The organism is Celerinatantimonas diazotrophica, from assembly GCF_004339545.1.
Classification (GTDB): domain Bacteria; phylum Pseudomonadota; class Gammaproteobacteria; order Enterobacterales; family Celerinatantimonadaceae; genus Celerinatantimonas; species Celerinatantimonas diazotrophica.
The window spans coordinates 133194-153206 of the sequence record NZ_SMGD01000016.1 but is presented as its reverse complement, the minus strand read 5'-3'; the positions used below and the strand labels follow the sequence as shown (position 1 = coordinate 153206).

The 20013-nt window shown below is 42.7% G+C and carries 18 protein-coding genes; 13 read left to right on the top strand and 5 right to left on the bottom strand.

What is annotated here, in order from left to right; translation table 11 throughout:
- Position 1 precedes the first annotated feature (1 nt).
- The 3 genes from EV690_RS15375 (at position 2) to serA (ending at position 2785) form a co-directional block, all read left to right on the top strand.
- On the top strand, positions 2 to 628 hold the full coding sequence (locus tag EV690_RS15375; protein WP_224054988.1) for a 5-formyltetrahydrofolate cyclo-ligase: 627 nt from the start codon (positions 2 to 4) through the stop codon (positions 626 to 628).
- Between the two features lie 33 nt (positions 629 to 661).
- The gene (gene rpiA, locus EV690_RS15370; protein ID WP_131913894.1) at positions 662 to 1315 is read left to right on the top strand and encodes a ribose-5-phosphate isomerase RpiA; all 654 of its coding nucleotides are present in this window, start codon (positions 662 to 664) and stop codon (positions 1313 to 1315) included.
- A gap of 237 nt (positions 1316 to 1552) precedes the next feature.
- Positions 1553 to 2785 carry a phosphoglycerate dehydrogenase gene (gene serA / locus EV690_RS15365; RefSeq protein ID WP_131913893.1) on the top strand — a complete coding sequence of 411 codons (1233 nt, stop codon included), beginning with the start codon at positions 1553 to 1555 and terminating at the stop codon, positions 2783 to 2785.
- A 49-nt stretch (positions 2786 to 2834) separates the two neighbouring features.
- Here the strand turns inward: serA and EV690_RS15360 are convergent, their stop codons facing one another.
- The 4 genes from EV690_RS15360 to tkt all read right to left on the bottom strand — a co-directional run bounded on the left by EV690_RS15360 (position 2835) and on the right by tkt (position 8842).
- Positions 2835 to 3503: an SIMPL domain-containing protein gene (locus tag EV690_RS15360; protein WP_165872776.1), complete on the bottom strand. Its 669-nt coding sequence runs from the start codon at positions 3501 to 3503 to the stop codon at positions 2835 to 2837.
- A 440-nt stretch (positions 3504 to 3943) separates the two neighbouring features.
- Positions 3944 to 5020, bottom strand: coding sequence for a class II fructose-bisphosphate aldolase (gene fbaA, locus EV690_RS15355; RefSeq protein WP_131913891.1), 1077 nt, complete (start codon positions 5018 to 5020; stop codon positions 3944 to 3946).
- Positions 5021 to 5145: 125 nt separating this feature from the next.
- Complete coding sequence (locus EV690_RS15350; RefSeq protein WP_131913890.1) at positions 5146 to 6309, bottom strand: phosphoglycerate kinase; 1164 nt, start codon at positions 6307 to 6309, stop codon at positions 5146 to 5148.
- A gap of 541 nt (positions 6310 to 6850) precedes the next feature.
- Complete coding sequence (gene tkt, locus EV690_RS15345) at positions 6851 to 8842, bottom strand: transketolase (RefSeq protein WP_131913889.1); 1992 nt, start codon at positions 8840 to 8842, stop codon at positions 6851 to 6853.
- A gap of 918 nt (positions 8843 to 9760) precedes the next feature.
- On the opposite strand from tkt, the gene clcA reads away from it, so the two are divergent.
- From clcA to EV690_RS15300, 9 genes are all read left to right on the top strand, one after another.
- Positions 9761 to 11191, top strand: coding sequence for a H(+)/Cl(-) exchange transporter ClcA (gene clcA / locus EV690_RS15340; RefSeq protein ID WP_131913888.1), 1431 nt, complete (start codon positions 9761 to 9763; stop codon positions 11189 to 11191).
- Positions 11192 to 11286: 95 nt separating this feature from the next.
- Positions 11287 to 12438: a methionine adenosyltransferase gene (metK, locus tag EV690_RS15335; RefSeq protein WP_131913887.1), complete on the top strand. Its 1152-nt coding sequence runs from the start codon at positions 11287 to 11289 to the stop codon at positions 12436 to 12438.
- 58 nt (positions 12439 to 12496) lie between these two features.
- Positions 12497 to 12994, top strand: a complete 498-nt coding sequence (locus tag EV690_RS15330; RefSeq protein WP_131913886.1) for a SprT family zinc-dependent metalloprotease — start codon at positions 12497 to 12499, stop codon at positions 12992 to 12994.
- 15 nt (positions 12995 to 13009) lie between these two features.
- Complete coding sequence (rsmE, locus tag EV690_RS15325) at positions 13010 to 13744, top strand: 16S rRNA (uracil(1498)-N(3))-methyltransferase (protein WP_131913885.1); 735 nt, start codon at positions 13010 to 13012, stop codon at positions 13742 to 13744.
- Entirely contained in the window at positions 13744 to 14703 is a 960-nt protein-coding gene (gene gshB / locus EV690_RS15320; RefSeq protein ID WP_131913884.1) for a glutathione synthase, read from the top strand. The genes rsmE and gshB overlap by 1 nt, the downstream gene beginning before the upstream one ends.
- A 27-nt stretch (positions 14704 to 14730) precedes the next feature.
- Entirely contained in the window at positions 14731 to 15294 is a 564-nt protein-coding gene (locus EV690_RS15315) for a YqgE/AlgH family protein (protein WP_131913883.1), read from the top strand.
- A gap of 5 nt (positions 15295 to 15299) precedes the next feature.
- Entirely contained in the window at positions 15300 to 15719 is a 420-nt protein-coding gene (gene ruvX, locus EV690_RS15310; RefSeq protein ID WP_131913882.1) for a Holliday junction resolvase RuvX, read from the top strand.
- 263 nt (positions 15720 to 15982) lie between these two features.
- On the top strand, positions 15983 to 16999 hold the full coding sequence (gene sbmA, locus EV690_RS15305; RefSeq protein WP_263433859.1) for a peptide antibiotic transporter SbmA: 1017 nt from the start codon (positions 15983 to 15985) through the stop codon (positions 16997 to 16999).
- Between the two features lie 348 nt (positions 17000 to 17347).
- Positions 17348 to 17524, top strand: a complete 177-nt coding sequence (locus EV690_RS15300; RefSeq protein WP_131913880.1) for a DUF3545 family protein — start codon at positions 17348 to 17350, stop codon at positions 17522 to 17524.
- 626 nt (positions 17525 to 18150) lie between these two features.
- Here the strand turns inward: EV690_RS15300 and EV690_RS15295 are convergent.
- Entirely contained in the window at positions 18151 to 18708 is a 558-nt protein-coding gene (locus EV690_RS15295) for a DedA family protein (protein WP_131913879.1), read from the bottom strand.
- 279 nt (positions 18709 to 18987) lie between these two features.
- Here EV690_RS15295 and EV690_RS15290 point away from each other — a divergent pair, with 279 nt between their 5' ends.
- A complete protein-coding gene (locus tag EV690_RS15290) occupies positions 18988 to 19998 on the top strand; it encodes an NAD-dependent epimerase (RefSeq protein WP_131913878.1) in 1011 nt (336 codons plus the stop codon).
- Positions 19999 to 20013 lie beyond the last annotated feature (15 nt).

Genomic DNA, 20013 nt, shown 5'->3' with positions numbered 1-20013 from the left:
CATGTTTGAAGACAGTCATATGGACGAAACACAGAGTAGCGAGCAGCTCAGACAGCTGATTCGTCGCGACATCCGCTCGCGGCGACAAACATTAAGTTCTCGTGAACAACAGCATGCTGCCCAATGTGTTTGCCAACGACTACTCATGCATCCGCAGGTCAAACAGCATCGTCACATCGCGCTGTATTTAAGCTTTGATGGTGAGTTGTCAACAAAACCGCTCATTGAAGCACTCTGGCGCCAAGGAAAACAGCTTTATCTGCCAGTATTACATCCTTTTTGCCACGGACATTTACTATTTCAACAGTACAGCGCCCACACCCCACTTGTTGCTAATCGCTTTAATATCCTAGAGCCAAAACTAAATTGTTCACAGATTTTACCCGCTAACCAGCTAGATATTTTAGTAATGCCGCTGGTTGCGTTTGATCAATACGGGAACCGCTTGGGAATGGGAGGCGGCTTTTACGACAGGACGTTAAGTAGCATATCAAACAACGTAACAAGTATTGGTATCGCCCACGATAGTCAACGCTATCCAAACCTGCCGATTGAAACATGGGATCAACCGCTTGATTGTATTATCACGCCATCACGACTCTGGGAATGGACACATAAAAGGGTATAATTGGTCAATAAATATCAGATTGAGATAATCTTTATGACCCAAGATGAATTAAAACAAGCCGTTGGTCAAGCGGCTATAAAATATGTCAAACCCGGAACCATCATCGGTGTCGGAACGGGTTCGACAGTGAACTATTTTATTGATGCACTCAAACCCATTGCCAGCCAACTTGATGGTGCAGTTGCAAGTTCAGTTCAATCAGCTGAACGATTGCGCAAACTTGGTATTGAGGTGTTAGATCTAAACAGTGTTGACCGACTTGACATCTATATTGATGGGGCTGATGAGATAACACCACACAATGCGATGATCAAAGGCGGCGGAGCCGCACTGACTCGGGAAAAAATTGTCTCTGCTGTCGCAAAAACTTTTATCTGTATTGTGGATCAAAGTAAACAGGTCGATGTACTCGGACAATTTCCATTGCCGGTTGAAGTGATCCCCATGGCACGTAGCTATGTCGCTCGCGAGTTGGTTAAACTTGGCGGCATGCCTGAATACCGTCAAGGCGTAGTCACTGATAATGGCAATATCATTTTAGATGTGCACAATTTTGAAATCCTTGACCCAGTTGCAATGGAAAAAGCCATTAATAACATTCCTGGTGTTGTCACCAATGGCATTTTTGCCTTGCGTGGCGCTGACCAAGTGATTATTGGAACCAGCCAAGGCATTACTGAACGCTAAAAGCTCGAACCATCCGCCAGCCTACCGCTGGCTTTTTTATTTGGATAATACGGTCTAATTCAGAGTAAATGTCTAAATATAAATTTGAACATAAAGGATTCAGATCACATTTACGCGATATACCAAATTTATCACTTATCCCCCTCAATTCCGGGAAAATGATACATTTCCCCGGGATCACTTTTCTGCTAATTTATAACTCTGTTATGCAGCACACATTCGGAGTAGATCGAAACCATGTCAAAATTTTCACTCGATAAAGATAAAATAAAAATTCTGTTGCTCGAAGGGTTACACCCCAGCTCTATCGAAAGCTTTCATAGTGCGGGTTATACCAATATTGAACAGTTAAAAACATCCTTGAGCAAAGAAGATCTCATTGAAAAAATTAAAGATGTCCACTTTATCGGGATTCGATCGCGTTCTCAGCTGACTAAAGAAGTTTTAGCTCATGCGGAAAAACTAGTCGCAATCGGTTGTTTTTGTATTGGTACAAATCAAGTCGATTTAGACGCGGCAAGGGACTTGGGGATCCCGGTATTTAATGCTCCATTCTCAAATACCCGTAGCGTTGCCGAGCTTGTCATCGCTGAAACAATTTTGTTGTTACGTGGCATTCCCTCTCGTAATGCCAAAGCCCATCGTGGCGAGTGGCAAAAATCAGCTAATAATGCCTTTGAAGCTCGTGGTAAAACATTAGGGATTATTGGTTATGGCCATATTGGAACACAATTGGGAATTTTAGCTGAAACCGTAGGAATGGAAGTTATTTACTACGATATTGAACCTCAGTTATCGCTGGGCAACGCCCGACAAATCAGCACGATGAAAGAACTTTTAAATCGTGCTGATGTGGTCAGCTTACATGTTCCAGAAACCCCTCAAACTAAATTGATGTTTGGTCAAGAAGAGATTGCGCAAATGAAAGATGGCGCGATGCTCATTAACGCATCTCGAGGCAGTGTCGTTGACATTGATGCACTCGCTCAAGCATTAGCAACAGATAAAGTTGCTGGTGCAGCGATTGATGTCTATCCAAGCGAACCCAAATCAAATAAAGAAGAGTTTGTATCACCGCTTCGTGAATTTGATAACGTTCTGCTCACGCCACACATTGGGGGAAGTACCCAAGAAGCTCAAGAGAATATCGGTACCGAAGTAGCATCCAAGCTGGTGAAATACTCTGATAATGGCTCAACATTGTCTGCAGTAAACTTCCCTGAAGTGTCGCTACCAGCCAATACTGATGGCGCGAGTCGTTTGCTCCATATCCATCACAATCAGCCCGGTGTGATTACTAAAATTAACCAAATCTTTGCAGATGATGAATTCAACATTGCCGCCCAATATCTGCAAACAGCCGGTGGTATTGGTTATGTGGTCATTGATGTACAAACCACTCAGAGCCACACAGCGCTGGAAAAACTAAAAGCAATTGATGGAACTATTCGCGCTCGCGTATTGTATTAAGGTAACTCTTTGCTTTTTATTTGAAGCCTGCTTTTTGCAGGCTTTTTTATTAGTCGAGCGTAAAGTGAACCAACACCGAGTCATCAATACGAAGGCTTTCACTCTGGTAACTATTAGAACTGAATTTTGCTTCTCGAAGTAATTGAATCGGTTGATTGGGCATGCGATTGTTATAATCAATCGAATCAACTGACACCACCTTTTTATTGAGAGCTTTTGCAAATTGATGGGCAATAAGTTGGGCATTTTTAAGCGCTGCAAGGCGAACTCGCTCAGTTAATTTGGCGCGCTTAGAACTATCATACCGAATTTGCGTCACGCTATCTGCTTCTTGCAACCCGCTTCCGAGAACATCACTTAACTTGGCGAGATTCATAATCTTTACAATAACCGGGCGCCTTGCCTGATAGCCGCTCAATTGACGGTTCTTATTGGTATCCAGCGAATAAACAGGCATGACTCGAAGTTGACCACTACTAAAATGAAGCCATGATTGATGACCAAGTTCATTTTGCAGAGCCCGCACACGCTGATCCGCTTGTTGCTTTGCAGTGGATGCTGTCTTAGCTGTCTTAGACACTGTAAACATAATGGTTGCCATATCAGGCATCACTTGCATTGATGCATTTCCTGTTATGGTCAATGTTGTCGCCAAGGCTTGGCCACTTAGCAGTAGTCCACAAAGCGTAGCGATAAACCATATTCGTGACATAAACATAGGAACCTCTTTCATAAGGACAATATCAATGAGCTTAGCGATCCATCGAGAAGTTGCAACAGAACCGCAGAATAAATACAAAAAATGCAAGGCCACAGCAAATTAGATAGAAACATTGAAAATTCACATCCAATAAGCAATAGAATATTCTTCATATATCAAGCTGACGATGTTAGGTAAAAACCGTCATCTTGTTTCGTGACCACATCCTTTAGTCGTTTTACTCGCTAGGATCTTATGCTTAGCCATGACACACCATACTTACCAACAGGTCGAATTAAAGTCACTTGGCACATCAGCTTTGCTAAAATATAGTAGAAAAATAACCCGCTTCTTATCCATATATCCACTCTGATGAGCACCTTGGCGGCTCATCGAAGATAAAAAAACCGGCCAAATGACCGGTTTTCTTCACAATGCTAACGAACTAACTTAATGGATTACAGTACATCAATCGCATTCAGAGCATTGAACGCTTCTTCTAAGCGTTTAACCATTGATTCTTCACCTTTACGTAACCAAACGCGAGGATCGTAGAATTTTTTATTTGGTTGGTCGTCGCCTTTAGGGTTACCAATCTGGCTTTGCAGATAACCTTCGTTAGCTTTGTAATAGTCTAATACACCGTGCCAGTTCGCCCACTGAGTATCAGTGTCGATATTCATTTTAATCACACCGTAGCTGATTGCTTCGCGGATTTCTTCTAGTGAAGAGCCTGAACCACCATGGAATACAAAATCCAATGATTTTTCTGGTAAATTGAATTTTTCAGACACATGTTTCTGAGAATCGCGCAAAATCGTTGGTTTGAGAACAACGTTGCCTGGTTTATATACACCGTGTACATTACCGAATGAAGCAGCAATAGTGAAACGTGGGCTAATCGCATGCAATTTTTCATACGCGTAAGCAACATCTTCTGGCTGAGTGTACAAAGATGAAGCATCCATATGGCTGTTATCAACGCCATCTTCTTCACCACCAGTACAACCCAGTTCAATTTCCAGAGTCATGTCCATTTTAGCCATACGAGCTAAATATTTAGAACTAATTTCGATGTTATCTTCAAGAGACTCTTCAGAAAGATCCAGCATATGAGAGCTAAACAATGGTTTGCCAGTTTCAGCAAAATGTTTTTCACCAGCATCTAATAAGCCGTCGATCCAAGGCAACAATTTTTTAGCTGCATGGTCAGTATGCAGGATAACTGGAACCCCATAATGTTCGGCCAAGTTATGAACGTGTTTTGCACCGGAGATAGCACCTAAGATCTGTGGCTGCTGACCTTCCAGTTTAATGCCTTTACCTGCTAAAAATGCCGCACCACCGTTGGAAAACTGGATAATGACAGGCGATTTAACTTTAGCCGCTGCTTCTAATACAGCATTGATAGTATCCGTGTTAACACAGTTAACAGCAGGCAGAGCGAAGTTATTTTCTTTCGCTATCTTGAATACTTTCTGGACGTCATCACCAGTTAATACACCGGGTTTGACCGCATCAAAAATTTTAGACATAGTAAGGGTTCCCATCCTGTCTCTTTTAAAATGTAGATAATCATTCTAACAAATTACCTGACCACTGTGATCAGCTGGCAGATAATTAACCAGAGGAACAGCTCATGAGCTGTTCCTTCTAGATATTATTTTTTAGCGCGTTCTTCTAACATTGCAACAGCAGGTAGCGTTTTACCTTCAACGAATTCAAGGAATGCACCACCACCAGTTGAAATATAAGATACTTTATCTTTGATACCGAATTTATCGATAGCTGCTAGTGTGTCACCACCACCGGCAATCGAGAATGCATCACTTTGAGCAATCGCATTTGCAATCACTTTAGTCCCTTCAGCGAACTGATCAAATTCAAATACGCCAACAGGGCCATTCCACAGAATAGTTTTAGCATTCTTAAGAATATCGGCCAACTGAGCAGATGAATCAGGCCCCAAGTCAAAGATCATGTCATCATCAGCCACATCTGCAACTGATTTAGTCGTTGCCGGCGTTTTTTCATCGAACTCTTTGCCAACAACAACATCGGTTGCAACAGGAATTGAACATTCATTCATCAACTCTTTAGCTGTATCAACCAAGTCTGCTTCATATAGAGATTTACCAACATTACCGCCATTAGCCGCAATAAAGGTATTGGCAATACCACCACCGACAACTAATTGGTCAGCAACCTGTGACAGAGATTTCAGTACAGTCAGTTTAGTTGAAACTTTTGATCCACCGACAATCGCAACCATTGGCCGAGCTGGATGATCCATTGCTTTACCAAGAGCCTCGAGTTCGCCTGCTAATAAAGGACCCGCACATGCTGTTTGTGCAAACAGGCCTACGCCATGGGTAGATGCCTGAGCTCGGTGAGCAGTACCAAACGCATCCATGACATAAACATCACATAGTGCAGCCATTTTTTTAGCTAACGCTTCGTCATTTTTCTTTTCGCCTTTGTTAAAGCGAACATTTTCCAAAACTACGACTTCGCCAGCATTTATTTCGATGCCATCTAAATAATCTTTAGCTAAACGCACAGGCGCATCTAATGCCTCATTGAGGTAATCAACCACTGGCTGCAAAGAAAATTCAGGGTTGTATTCACCTTCAGTAGGACGGCCTAAATGAGAAGTAATCATCAACTTAGCACCTTTTTCCAGAGCTAGTTTGATGGTAGGAATAGATGCAAGAATACGTGCATCAGAGGCTACTTTACCGTTTTTTACAGGAACGTTTAGATCTTCACGAATTAAGACTCGTTTACCGCTGAGATCAAGATCAGCCATTTTGATAATTGTCATTATCAGTCCTCTTCATATATTTAAAGCTAAACTTTATTAGCCGGACCTTGCCGACTAATTCGATTCGATGCCATCAAGGCTACTGCCAAACTCATATCATGGAAGCTTGTAGAGTCATTGGCCTTGACCAACATGTTGTTAAAACAATGCTACCTATAATCTACCTTGAATGCATTCCAACATGACTTGATTTACATCAGAAACTGTAAATTTTTTACGTTCAGATGCAATTATTTTATCAATCTTTGTCACGATAACTATTAGCGAAAGATAGAAAATTAAAGTGATTAAACCCCATTTATCGGTATTTACTCTAGATGAATACGATATAGATCGCAGGTTATCCACACTCTATGAGTTTCATATCCTAAAATGCTGTTATTGATCTATTTCTTTCAATCCGATCATTTGTAGTAATACTACCACATTTAGAGTCATAACAGAGGCTCTTTTGCGGCTATTTTTACGCTAGAAATAACATTTTTCAGATATAAAAAACCCGCTAATCAAAGCGGGCTTTTATCTTTCGTGCAATCAGTTATTACAGCGCCAAAGCTTTCGCCACGACATTTTCAACTGTAAATCCAAACTCTTTAAACAGTTCTTCAGCCGGAGCTGATTCCCCAAAGGTATGCATACCAACGATAGCACCATCAAAACCGGTGTACTTCGTCCAAAAATCAGCAATACCAGCTTCAATTGCAACACGTTTACGCACAGCACTTGGTAATACGGCTTCTCGATAGGCTTCATCTTGCGCATCAAACAATTCCGTACAAGGCATCGAGACTACGCGAACCGCTTTACCCTGTTCAGCTAATTGCTCTGCGGCGTTAACCGCCAGCTCAACTTCGGACCCGGTAGCAATCAAAATTAAGTCGGGGGTAGTATCACAATCTTTTAGGATATACCCACCACGAGCAACATCTTTAAGCTGCTGTGCATCACGACTTTGTGGTGCTAAACCCTGACGCGAGAAAATTAATGCACTAGGGCCATCTTGGCGCTCAACAGCACTACGCCACGCAATTGCCGATTCAACGGTATCACAAGGACGCCAAGTCTGCATATTTGGTGTCAGACGCAAAATAGAAGTCTGTTCAACCGCTTGGTGTGTTGGACCATCTTCTCCCAAACCAATCGAGTCATGGGTATAAACGAAGATAGTTTTCGCTTTCATCAATGAAGCCATGCGAACAGCATTACGTGCATATTCCATAAACATCAAGAAAGTTGCACCGTATGGCAGCAACCCGCCATGCACAGCCATACCATTCATAATGGCAGACATCCCAAATTCACGAACCCCATAATGCAAATAGTTACCACAGGCATCATCATGCGTGATTGCTTTGGAATCATTCCAGATCGTTAAGTTAGATGGTGCTAAATCAGCAGAACCACCTAGCAGTTCAGGCAATTTTGGCCCGAAGGTATTTAAGACGATCTGAGACGATTTACGAGTCGCCACTTTTTCTTGCGTTTCTTGTAACTCTTCAATTTTTTGATCGGCAAATGTAGCCCAGTCTTCAGGGAGTTTCCCTTCCATACGACGGGTGAATTCGCTGGCTAACTCAGGATATTGCTCCTGATATTCGCTGAACAATTCATTCCACTGCTGTTCAAATTGTTCGCCTTTATCTTTGGCATCCCATTGTGCATAAATATCGTCTGGAATTTCAAAAGGAGGGTATTCCCAGCCCAACTGCTTGCGAGTTAAGGCGACTTCTTCATCACCTAAGGCCGCACCGTGGCTATCATGAGACCCGGCTTTATTCGGTGAACCAAAACCAATGACAGTTTTAAGACAAAGCAGAGTAGGTTTGTTATGTTCCAAGCGAGCCTGTTCAATAGCACGACTAATTGCCGCACTATCATGACCGTCGACCCCAGAGATGACATGCCATCCATAAGCTTCAAAGCGTTTGGCGGTATCGTCAGTAAACCAACCTTCAACATCACCATCAATAGAAATGCCATTATCATCATAAAATGCGATGAGTTTACCTAAACCTAACGTTCCGGCTAAAGAGCAACTCTCATGAGAGATACCTTCCATCATACAACCATCGCCTAAAAAGCAATAAGTATAATGGTCAACGATATCAAACCCTTTACGATTAAAATGGGCAGATAATGTTTTCTCAGCAATCGCCATACCCACGGCATTGCTAATTCCTTGCCCTAAAGGGCCAGTGGTTGTTTCAACGCCAGCGGTATAACCATATTCTGGATGACCTGGAGTTTTAGAATGCAATTGACGGAAGTTCTTCAACTCTTCAATAGGCAAATCATAACCAGTTAAATGCAACAATGAATATAGAAGCATTGAAGCATGACCATTTGATAAAACAAATCGGTCACGGTCAGCCCATTTGGGATTGCGTGGATTATGTTTTAAATAGTCACGCCAGAGAACTTCGGCAATATCAGCCATACCCATAGGGGCGCCTGGATGACCAGATTTAGCTTTTTGCACGGCGTCCATACTTAACGCCCGAATCGCATTAGCAAGCTGTCGACGGGAAGACATTGATTTCTCCTGATGAATGAATTGATTATATAGTAATACTCACGTCTACCCATTGTCACAAACTCCCACGACCGACTCAACGTTTATATCAACAAAATGATCTGTGGATAACAAATTAGAAAGATCGACGAATAATCACAACGATATAGCTATATAATCCATTAAATTCAACTTTATATTAAGGCCGTTAGCCTTTAGTAATTAGTTTTACAGCAATCTGAGAGGGTTTTAGTTATGTTGTGTTGCGTCCGCCACAAATGGCATTTAACGCTGGACAATTCACTCTCAGATACTGCCTTATGAGTTCATTTAAACGTATTTCGAACAAAATTCAACTACAATAGATAACAGCCTCGATAGTTTGACATTGTATTAGATAGCTAATACGTGCGTCTCTTGTCGGTAATTTTTCAGCGCTATTGTCCATTTCAAGCTATTTTTCATCCTTCCCAAGCCACATATTCTCATCTCGATTTAACATAAAAAATACATCTGAGTGATGGAATATGCTTGTTTCCTGACCAGGTTATTTGTATGCTTTACAAAATGATTGACATCACATTTTTAAAGCTAATGAATTGTTAGTTCTGCGTTCATGAGCCGTTTTTCAGTCAAATTCCCTATGCTTTTATCGTACAAGTTATGCCAGCTAGCAACCAGAGAGGCGTTATGACACTCTTCATTAACTGGCAACGTCTTAGTACTGCTCCTTAAATAGTGAAGGGAATACGTTTCATTAACTCCAGAGCCGATAATTCGTTTGTAAATGCAATTGTTTATAAACTCACCTACTCGATTGTGCACAGAAAGAAACGATTTGTTGATGTTTGTCATAGCAAAAAAACCTGACGACCATAAGCTTAACGCCGTCAATTTTTTATGATCCATCTCACAATTTAACTGTTAGGTTCAGGCCAAATGCCCAGATCTCCAAATTTCCGTTTTTTTCAAGGCGGGCTCCTCAAACACAGAGCGACCCCAAAAATATTTACAACTCAAGCAGACTATGTCGTCCTACTCGGTCTATCTGCAATTGTAGGTGCTATTTCTGGCCTTATTGTGTCAACTTTTGAATATGCGATTAATTTCCTTGCCCATTATCGCATGCATTTTTTTGATAGCTGGGGACTGCCCCATTTTGTCATCGCTATATTGATTATTATTGCTGGCGCAATTTTCGCTGCGGTCGGCTTCTGGCTAACGGGGAAACTCGCTCCAGAGTCATCAGGAAGTGGGATCCCTCATATTGAGGGTGCGCTAGATGGATTACATGATATTCGTTGGTGGCGTGTACTACCGGTTAAATTTATCGCCGGGGCCCTCACTTTAAGCTCCGGAATGGTGCTGGGCCGCGAAGGGCCATCAGTACAAATTGGTGGGGCTGTCGGGCGTATGTGTGCCGGTTCAGCCAAACGTTATCAACATGCCACCCACGTGCTCACCGCCTCTGGGGCCGCTGCCGGGTTAGCCGCTGCATTTAATGCCCCTTTAGCAGGTATCTTATTTATTATTGAAGAGATGCGACCACAATTTCGCTATAACATCACTTCATTTAAATGTGTCACGCTAGCAACGTTGATGTCGACCATCGTATTGCGCTACTTCCATGGTCAAAATGCAATTATGGAGATCCAAAGCTACCAAATTCCACCACTGGGATCGCTGTGGCTCTTTTTATTGCTGGGAATTATCTTTGGGATTATCGGGATCAACTTCAATAACTGGGTCTTGCAGTTGACAGCAATGTTCAAGCGCTATCACCGCAATAACATGTTACGAATGACCATTACCGGCGCTATTTTTGGGGCGATATTTGCATTCCTACAGCTTTATTACCCTTCCATGGCCATGGGCGGTATCATTCATATCACCGAATTTGTAAAACATCCCATGCCTTGGGTGATTCTAGTGATGTTTTTTGCCTTGCGCATGGTTGCAACACTCGGATGTTTTTCATCAGGTGCCCCTGGTGGGGTATTCGCACCGATGCTGACATTGGGAACATTGTTAGGCTTAGCATATGGTGCCATTGCCGCACACTTCTTCCCTAACTTGGTGGGTGAACCTGGCGTTTATGCCGTGGCTGGCATGGGTGCTTTGTTTGCTGCAACTGTCCGAGCACCGGTAACAGGGATTGTCTTGGTGGTCGAAATGACTGATAACTACCAACTGATTTTGCCACTATTAATGACTTGTCTGGGAGCCACCTTTATTGCTCAGTTACTCGGTGGAAGTCCGCTATACTCAGCGCTGCTCAAACAATCACTACTGAATAAAGAAAATCGGCAACCAGCAGCAAAAGACATGGTCAAGCAAAGTACACCGCCCAATTCGGATAGCAATGCATGATACAGAAAGTACTGGATAATTTTGCTGAATAATCTAGAATAGACGTCCAGATGGGCACACATCTATTTCTAATTCTTTGATTAAGAGAGTTTTCCATGGCTACACATTTGTTTACATCTGAATCAGTCTCAGAAGGACATCCCGATAAAATCGCGGATCAAATCTCTGATGCGGTCCTTGATGCAATCCTTACTCAAGATCCTATGGCCCGCGTTGCCTGTGAGACATATGTCAAAACCGGTATGGTTTTAGTGGGTGGTGAAATTACGACTTCAGCATGGGTGGATATTGAAGAGATTGCTCGTCGAACTGTTCGTGAAATCGGATATACCGGCTCTGAAATGGGTTTTGATGCAGATTCATGCGCTGTATTAAATGCTATTGGCAAACAGTCTCCAGATATTAATCAAGGTGTGGATCGCGCCGATCCAAAAGCACAAGGTGCAGGTGACCAAGGTTTGATGTTTGGTTATGCAACTGATGAAACGGATGTCTTGATGCCTGCTCCTATCACTTACTCGCACCGGTTAGTTGAACGTCAGTCACAAGTTCGGCGCGACAAAACACTGCCGTGGTTGCGTCCAGATGCGAAAAGCCAAGTCACCTTCGCCTATGAAAATGGTAAAATCAAAGGGATTGATGCAGTCGTTTTGTCTACCCAACATAGCGAGGACATCAGCCAGAAAGAGCTTCAGGAAGCGGTGATGGAAACCATCATCAAACCCGTATTACCCAGCGAATGGCTCAGTGATAAAACGAAATTCTTTATTAACCCAACAGGCCGTTTTGTCATTGGTGGCCCCATGGGGGATTGTGGTCTAACTGGACGTAAAATTATCGTAGATACATACGGTGGCATGGCTCGTCATGGTGGTGGGGCATTCTCAGGCAAAGATCCATCAAAAGTTGACCGCAGTGCAGCATATGCAGCACGCTATGTTGCCAAAAACATCGTTGCAGCAGGTCTGGCTAATCGTTGTGAGCTTCAAGTGTCATATGCAATTGGCGTGGCGGAACCGACATCAATTAGTGTTGATACCTTCGGGACCGGCAAAGTGAGCGATGAACGGTTGGTTCAGTTAGTTCGTGAAAACTTTGATTTACGTCCTTACGGATTAATCGAAATGCTCGATTTAAAACGGCCTATCTATCAAGAAACAGCAACATTCGGCCACTTCGGACGGAATCAGTTCCCTTGGGAAAAAACGGATAAGGCGAACTTGCTCAAGGAAGCAGCTGGGCTGTAAAATCGCTTTTTAAGGCTATCGATAAAGGCGCCAATGGCGCCTTTTTATTTTTATACTTATGCATGAAATAAGCGCCGCCTGCGAAAATTATATTCGTATGGCAGAAAAATATTTTAAGCGAACCTTTGCTCGGCCTGCAATTAAAGTGAATTTGCGCGGCAAAGCTGCTGGCCAGGCCCGTCTCGATCAAGCCGAGCTGCGCTTTAATCGCATTCTCTATGAAGAAAATCGTGACCACTTTATTAAACAGACCGTTGGACATGAGGTCGCCCATTGGATAGCTTACTGCCTTTGGGGCAACGTTCGCCCTCACGGCAGCCAATGGCAACAAATTATGCAGCAGGTTTTTAACTTACCTGCTATTCGCTTGCACACGTATGATGTCGGTCGTGTGCAGGGGCAAACTTATCCATATCGTTGCAACTGCCGTCATTACCAGTTGTCAACACGACGTCATCGCGCTATTTTGCGTGGCCGCTATTATCTGTGCCGAGATTGCGGAGCAGTGTTAGTCGCTGTTGAAGATGACAATGTTCCCCGTTTGCCCGATCAGTAAAGGATATCTAAACGCATGCGTATTCCAAGAATCTACCATCCCTCACAATTAGCAACACAGCAGCAGGTATTGCTTAGCGATGACGCGACGGGACACATTGCTCGTGTCTTACGCCTTAAAGAAGGCCATCCCGTTATTTTATTTTGTGGTGATGGCTTTGATTATGCCGGAGAGATCACCACATTAACGAAACGCAATGTTGAGGTCCGGCTCGATTCGAGTAATGATAAACGCCAGATTGAATCGCCACTTCATATCCATTTAGGTCAAGTCATCTCCCGGGGTGATAAAATGGATTTCACGCTACAGAAATCCGTGGAGCTAGGCGTCGATGAAATTACCCCGCTACTCAGTGCCCGTTGTGGCGTCAAATTGCCTCCAGAGCGATTGGAGAAAAAACGCCAACAGTGGCAAAAAATTGTCATTAGTGCCTGCGAACAATGTGGCCGAGCCATTATCCCTACCATCAATCCAGTGTTGGAACTAAACCAATGGGCAAGCGAACAAACCAACGAACTGAAGTTGAATTTACACCCACAGGCCCCATATACCATTAAGAGCATACCGAGACCAGAACAAGGGATCCGGTTGTTAATTGGACCTGAAGGAGGTTTGAGTGAACAGGAAATTACTCAGATGAGTGATCTCGCGTTTGCAGAAATCCAGTTAGGCCCGCGTATCTTAAGAACAGAAACCGCCGCTCTTTGCGCTATAAGTGCACTACAGAGTCAATTTGGAGATTTAGCATAATGACCATTAAGCTCGGAATTGTCATGGATCCAATTGAAGAGATCCATTTTAAAAAAGATACATCGCTGGCCATGCTGTTAGCTGCGCAGAGCCGCGGATACGAGCTATATTATATGCAGATGGGCGATCTCTTTTTGCGCGATGGACAGGCCTGGGCTCAAATGAGTGAAATAACAGTTGCCGATAACCCAGACGATTTTTATCAATTAGGTGAAGTCGCAACACGCGAGCTTAAAGAACTCGATGTCATCTTAATGCGCAAAGATCCACCATTTGATACTGAATATATTTATGCAACCTATATACTTGAAAGAGCAGAGGATAATGGCACGTTGATTGTCAATAAGCCGCAAAGTTTACGCGATGCCAATGAAAAATTATTCACCGCCTGGTTTAGCGAGTTTACACCGCCAACCCTGGTGACCCGTAATGCCAAGCAGTTAAAAGCGTTTCATCAGCAATATCGCGATGTCATCATGAAGCCGTTAGATGGCATGGGCGGAACGTCAATCTTCCGGGTAAAAGAAGAAGATCCAAATGTATCAGTGATTATCGAAACGCTCACTGAGCGAGGTAGCCAGTTTTGCATGGTACAAAGCTATCTTCCCGAGATTAAGGATGGTGATAAACGCATTCTCATTGTCGATGGCGAGCCCATGCCTTATTGTTTAGCCCGTATTCCTCCCCAGGGAGAAACTCGAGGTAATTTAGCCGCTGGTGGCCGTGGAGAAGCTCGGGAGCTCTCAGAATCCGACTGGCGAATTGCCCGAGCTATTGGTCCAACTCTGAAAGAAAAAGGGCTGATTTTCGTCGGACTAGATATCATCGGAGATCATGTTACCGAAATCAACGTGACGAGTCCGACCTGCATTCGAGAAATTCAGGCTGCGTTTGGGTTTGATATTGCGCAGCAACTAATGCTAGCGATCGAACGTCGTTTAAACGAGCGCCAGCACTAGGGAATAGCATTCCCTTGAGGAGGAGCAATGGAAAATTTAAAAAACCAGTTTTTAATTGCAATGCCTAGTTTTACAGACCCTTATTTTAAGCAAACAGTTGTCTACGTTTGTGAACATAACGAAGATGGTGCAATGGGTCTAGTGGTCAATGTTCCTGTCGATTTAACCATCGATAGCTTACTGACCCAAATAGATATGATGGATAGCCATCGGGATCTCCAAGAGTTGGCTGGTCATCAAGTCTATCAAGGAGGCCCTGTTGCGCAAGAGCGGGGGTTCGTACTGCACACACCCCAAGATGGGTTTAATAGCTCTTTAGCATTAAGTAATCAAGTTATGATTACGACGTCTAAAGATATACTCAATACCTTGGGAACGGATAGCCAACCAGAACATTACCTAGTCACATTAGGGTATGCTGGCTGGTCTGCTGGCCAGCTTGAACAAGAGATAGCCGACAATGCATGGCTAAATATTCCAGCTGATCCAGATATTATTTTTAATACACCCACCCATCAACGCTGGGAAGCTGCGGCTCGTCAGTTAGGATTTGAACCCTGGCAACTCACCTCTGATATCGGACATGCATAATTGTTATGACAGTATCAATTCTTGGCTTTGACTTTGGCACCCAAAGCATTGGTGTTGCAATTGGCAACCCCATCACAGGAAGTGCCAGTGCATTAAAGGCACTCAAAGCCCGTGATGGAATCCCCAATTGGGATGAGCTAGGCAACATTATCCAACAGTGGCAACCACAGCGCTTAGTGGTGGGCTTACCTTTAAATATGGATGGTAGCGAGCAAGCCATCACAACTCGCGCTCGTAAATTTGCCAATCGATTACATGGCCGTTACGGATTACCAGTTGATTTGCAAGATGAACGACTCACGACTGTCGATGCTCGCGCCACTTTATTTGAAAAAGGCGGCTATCGAGCCTTGGGAAAAGGAGCCGTCGATAGTGCAAGTGCCGTGGTCATTGTTGAATCTTGGTATGCGCAAGGAACAGATTAATCACCCAGTAGATTTACTTCTTCCCCTTTTGTTGTGGTAATGTGGGAATTTCGCCTACAGGCGATCTTTACACAAAGATTACTCATAATTACAAAGAAATTCGTATGATAGTCAATGCCTGAGTGAAACGAAGGCATTTTCAGTTAGCGTTACATAGAAACAAAGTTGCCAGTTACTTTTCAAAATTCTTTTTTCCAATATGGCACTTTTTTCGCTACTGATGACCTAACAATATCAGCGTTACAATTTTGCATTACACAATAATAGGATTTGGGATGTTTCGATCATTCTTTTTGAATAAGCGGTGGTTGCATTGGTCTGTTCTAGGCACATTGCTCATTTTGGGAGTCACATGGTACAAAGTAGAAATCGATGTCAAAGTAAATGAATGGTTTGGTTCATTTTATAACCTCATTCAAGATGCTCTTTCCAAATCGCATTCAGTCACTCTCCACGACCTATTAATGGGTTGTCTCGACTTTTTCAATATTGTTTCTGTTTACATCATTGTTGCCGTCTTACTGGATTTTTTCGTCCGCCATTATGTCTTTCGCTGGCGCCAAGCCATGAATGATTATTACATGCAGTATTGGCCGCAAATTCACCATATTGAGGGGGCATCTCAACGTATTCAGGAAGATACTATGCGCTTTGCTAGAATTGTTGAAGGACTAGGCTCGAGTCTAGTCCAATCCATCATGACACTCATCGCATTCTTACCTATTCTGTGGGTGCTCTCAAAGCAAGTCACTCAACTACCATGGATTGGAGCAGTCCCCCACTCGCTGATCTACCTAGCTATACTTTCGGCCATTTTCGGCACTGTTTTATTGGCATTAGTCGGCATTAAATTACCGGGATTGGAGTTTAAAAACCAAAGGGTAGAAGCCGCTTATCGTAAAGAGCTAGTCTACGGCGAGGATGAAGCAGACAGAGCCCATCCTGAGACAGTCAAAGAATTATTCCAAAATATCCGAAAAAACTACTTCACTCTGTATAAACACTATCTTTATTTCGATATTGCCAAGTGGTCTTATCTACAATACACCACCATTTTACCCTATGTCTTTCTCGGCCCGACCATTGTCGCCGGAGTCATCACACTAGGGGTTTTACAACAAATTTTGCGAGCTTTCGATAAGGTTGAAAATTCGTTTCAGTTTCTGGTCTACTCATGGACCACCATTGTTGAACTGCTTTCAATTTATAAACGTCTTAAGGCTTTTGAAAAGCAGATCCAGCAAGCGCTGCAAAGCAGTGAGCAAGCCTCGGCTAAATAGGCCTATTTTATAGGGGAAATTTTCCCCTATAAAATCTAATCACTTCTGCATTTCAATACAAAGCTGTTCATCTCTCTCTCAAGCCTCATTTTTAGCCAAAAATGATTTTATAACCAGTGATATTCACTGAATTTAACGTAAATGCAACAGAACTTTTAAATAAATGTTCCATTTTAGATCTCCATCTTCAAATCATAGAACTATCATTAGTTAAATTCATCTTCGTTTAGAAACGAAACCTTTTACTTAGAAATAATTATATCTTGTCAAAAAATTGCAACTAAAACACTTTACTTTGAAAACCAATATGGTAATTAAATAACCACTATTAGCCTGAGTGAGGGTCCTATGGAACGTTTAGATTTTGATACATTAGGCATGAGTGAACCAACCACAAAGGCGTCTAAAGGTAGTAAAAAAAGACGTTGGCGAGAAATCGAAACCATCAAGGAGCGGATGCGTTTAAAACAGGAGCTATTGTCAATTGATTCAACACTCGAGTTGGACGACGAGTTAGAACTATAACCTTTTCATTTATCTCACTAATAGACACAACCAATAAATCTGGCAGATCAAGCATCTGCCAGATTCCTTTTAAAAGAGCTCAATAAAAATAATCTAGCTAGGGACTGTTGACCTTTTGTGATTAGTTTTGCAGAAATCTGAGAGGGATTTAGGCAAGGCTAGAAACAAAATAGCGAAGCTCAAAGGCTTCGCTATTAGGATATAATCGACTTTAATCAGGCGGTTGTCAGCTCGGGCTCCCATTGCTCAATCAGAGGTTTTTGAGCAAGAGGGTCTTCAGAGTCCGAACTGTCTACTACTTTTTTGCAATATCCTTTTTACAAATATACGTCCCTAACTTAGGGAGCGCGCTTTTTGAACCATTTGATGACTGAGAGCAAGGACGAACAGAAACAGAAACGCCAGATGCTCCACGGAAACACGATCTAACCATTATTTTCTCCAACAATCCGGGGATGTGAATTTAAATGCAAGAAATTTGCCATAGCTTATAATTCCGCCAATTAAAGTATTGCGATAAAAATGCGACCAACATCACAATATGCTGCTAATTTAATCAAATTATGATTCAATATGGAACCGGATAGCATCTAGTTTTACAAAAAAATTAAAATTTTTTTCTTTAATTATCGTTTTTGCCGTCTTAAATACAGTCCAAGCACGATAACGACAGCAAATACGACTAATATGCTCAAAAACCAATATTCATAATGGTGCATTTGCTCCAAAATAACCTGTATTGCTTGGCCAAACCAATAGCCAAGTAATCCAACCGCAATTGCCCAAACACCAGCACCTAATAGATTCAACGGCACATACAACTTAGGGGAGATCCCTGCCGCCCCCAACACAAATGGTGTCACAGTCCGAATGCCATATAAAAAGCGGAATCCCAATATCAATAAGATCTGGTGGCGGTTGAGCAACCTAAAAATTTTTCTCACTTTGCGCTTATACTTTGGACGGGCATTGATCCACTTCATTCCTTTATGTCGACCAATCAAGAAATACAACTGATCGCCAAATAATGTCCCTAGGAACGCAGCCCCCACCACACCATAAAGATTCAAGTAGCCATGGTGAGCAAGCACACCGGCTAAAACTAAAATAGTCTCCCCTTCGAAAAAGGTGCCTACAACTATCGCAAAATAACCATAGTGAGTAATTAATTCTTGCCAGTTCAAATACACCTCTCACACATTGAATAGGAGCAATGAGATACCATTGAAGGTCAACTCCAAGGTATACTAGAAAACGTTTATAGCTTTTAACCATACGTTGGCGTCAATCACCATAAACGAAATTAACCATCATTAGTTAAAAGTAACTTTTTGGTTTTTTCTGGGCGTTTTGAGCAACTAAAGCGAAGAAGTGTTTTTATATTCACAGAAAATAACAGCAACTGCAGCCTTATATTTCGGGCCGCCAGAAAACTGCGTTATTATTGCATTAAAGAGAGTCACATGAAATATTTAGTCACAGGCGCAGCAGGATTTATTGGCGCAAAAGTAAGCGAGGTCTTACTCAGTTTAGGTCATCAGGTTATCGGGATTGATAATCTCAATGACTACTACTCTGTTGAGCTGAAAAAAGCGCGCCTTAAACCGCTTTCACAAAATTCCGATTTTTGCTTTTTTCCCATTGATATAGCCGATCGTGAAGCGATTGCCAACCTGTTTAAACAAGAACAGTTTTCACGCGTGATCCATCTTGCTGCACAAGCGGGAGTTCGTTATTCCATTGAAAACCCACTCGCTTATGCGGATAGCAATCTACTGGGATTTGTCAATATTCTAGAAGGATGCCGTAATCAAGGGGTAGAACATCTGGTTTATGCTTCATCCAGTTCGGTTTATGGGCTAAATAAAAAAATGCCCTTTTCCACACATGATTCAGTTGATCACCCCGTTTCATTATATGCTGCCACAAAAAAATCGAATGAACTCATGGCACATTGCTACTCACACCTTTACGCCCTACCGACCACCGGCCTACGATTTTTTACCGTTTATGGGCCATGGGGGCGGCCGGACATGGCATTATTTAAATTTACCAAAGCGATCTTAGCCGGCGAGCCCATTGATATTTATAATCATGGTAATCTCAGTCGAGATTTCACCTATATCGATGACATTGTCGAAGGGGTTATCCGCATTCAGGATAATATTCCGTCTCAAAATCCCGACTGGGATGCTAATAATAGTACAGCGGATCGAAGTTCAGCCCCCTATCGGGTTCTAAATATTGGCAATGGAAACCCAGTAGCCCTCATGGATTACGTCGAAGCGTTAGAAAAAGCCTTAGGCCGCACGGCGAAAAAGAATATGTTGCCCATGCAGCCAGGCGATGTCCACGCCACTTGGGCCGACACGCAAGAACTCTATGAGTTAGTGCATTACAAACCACAAACCTCTGTACTAGAGGGCGTTAAATCATTTGTTGACTGGTATCTGGATTACTACCACATTCAATAAGTAATCAAATTATCT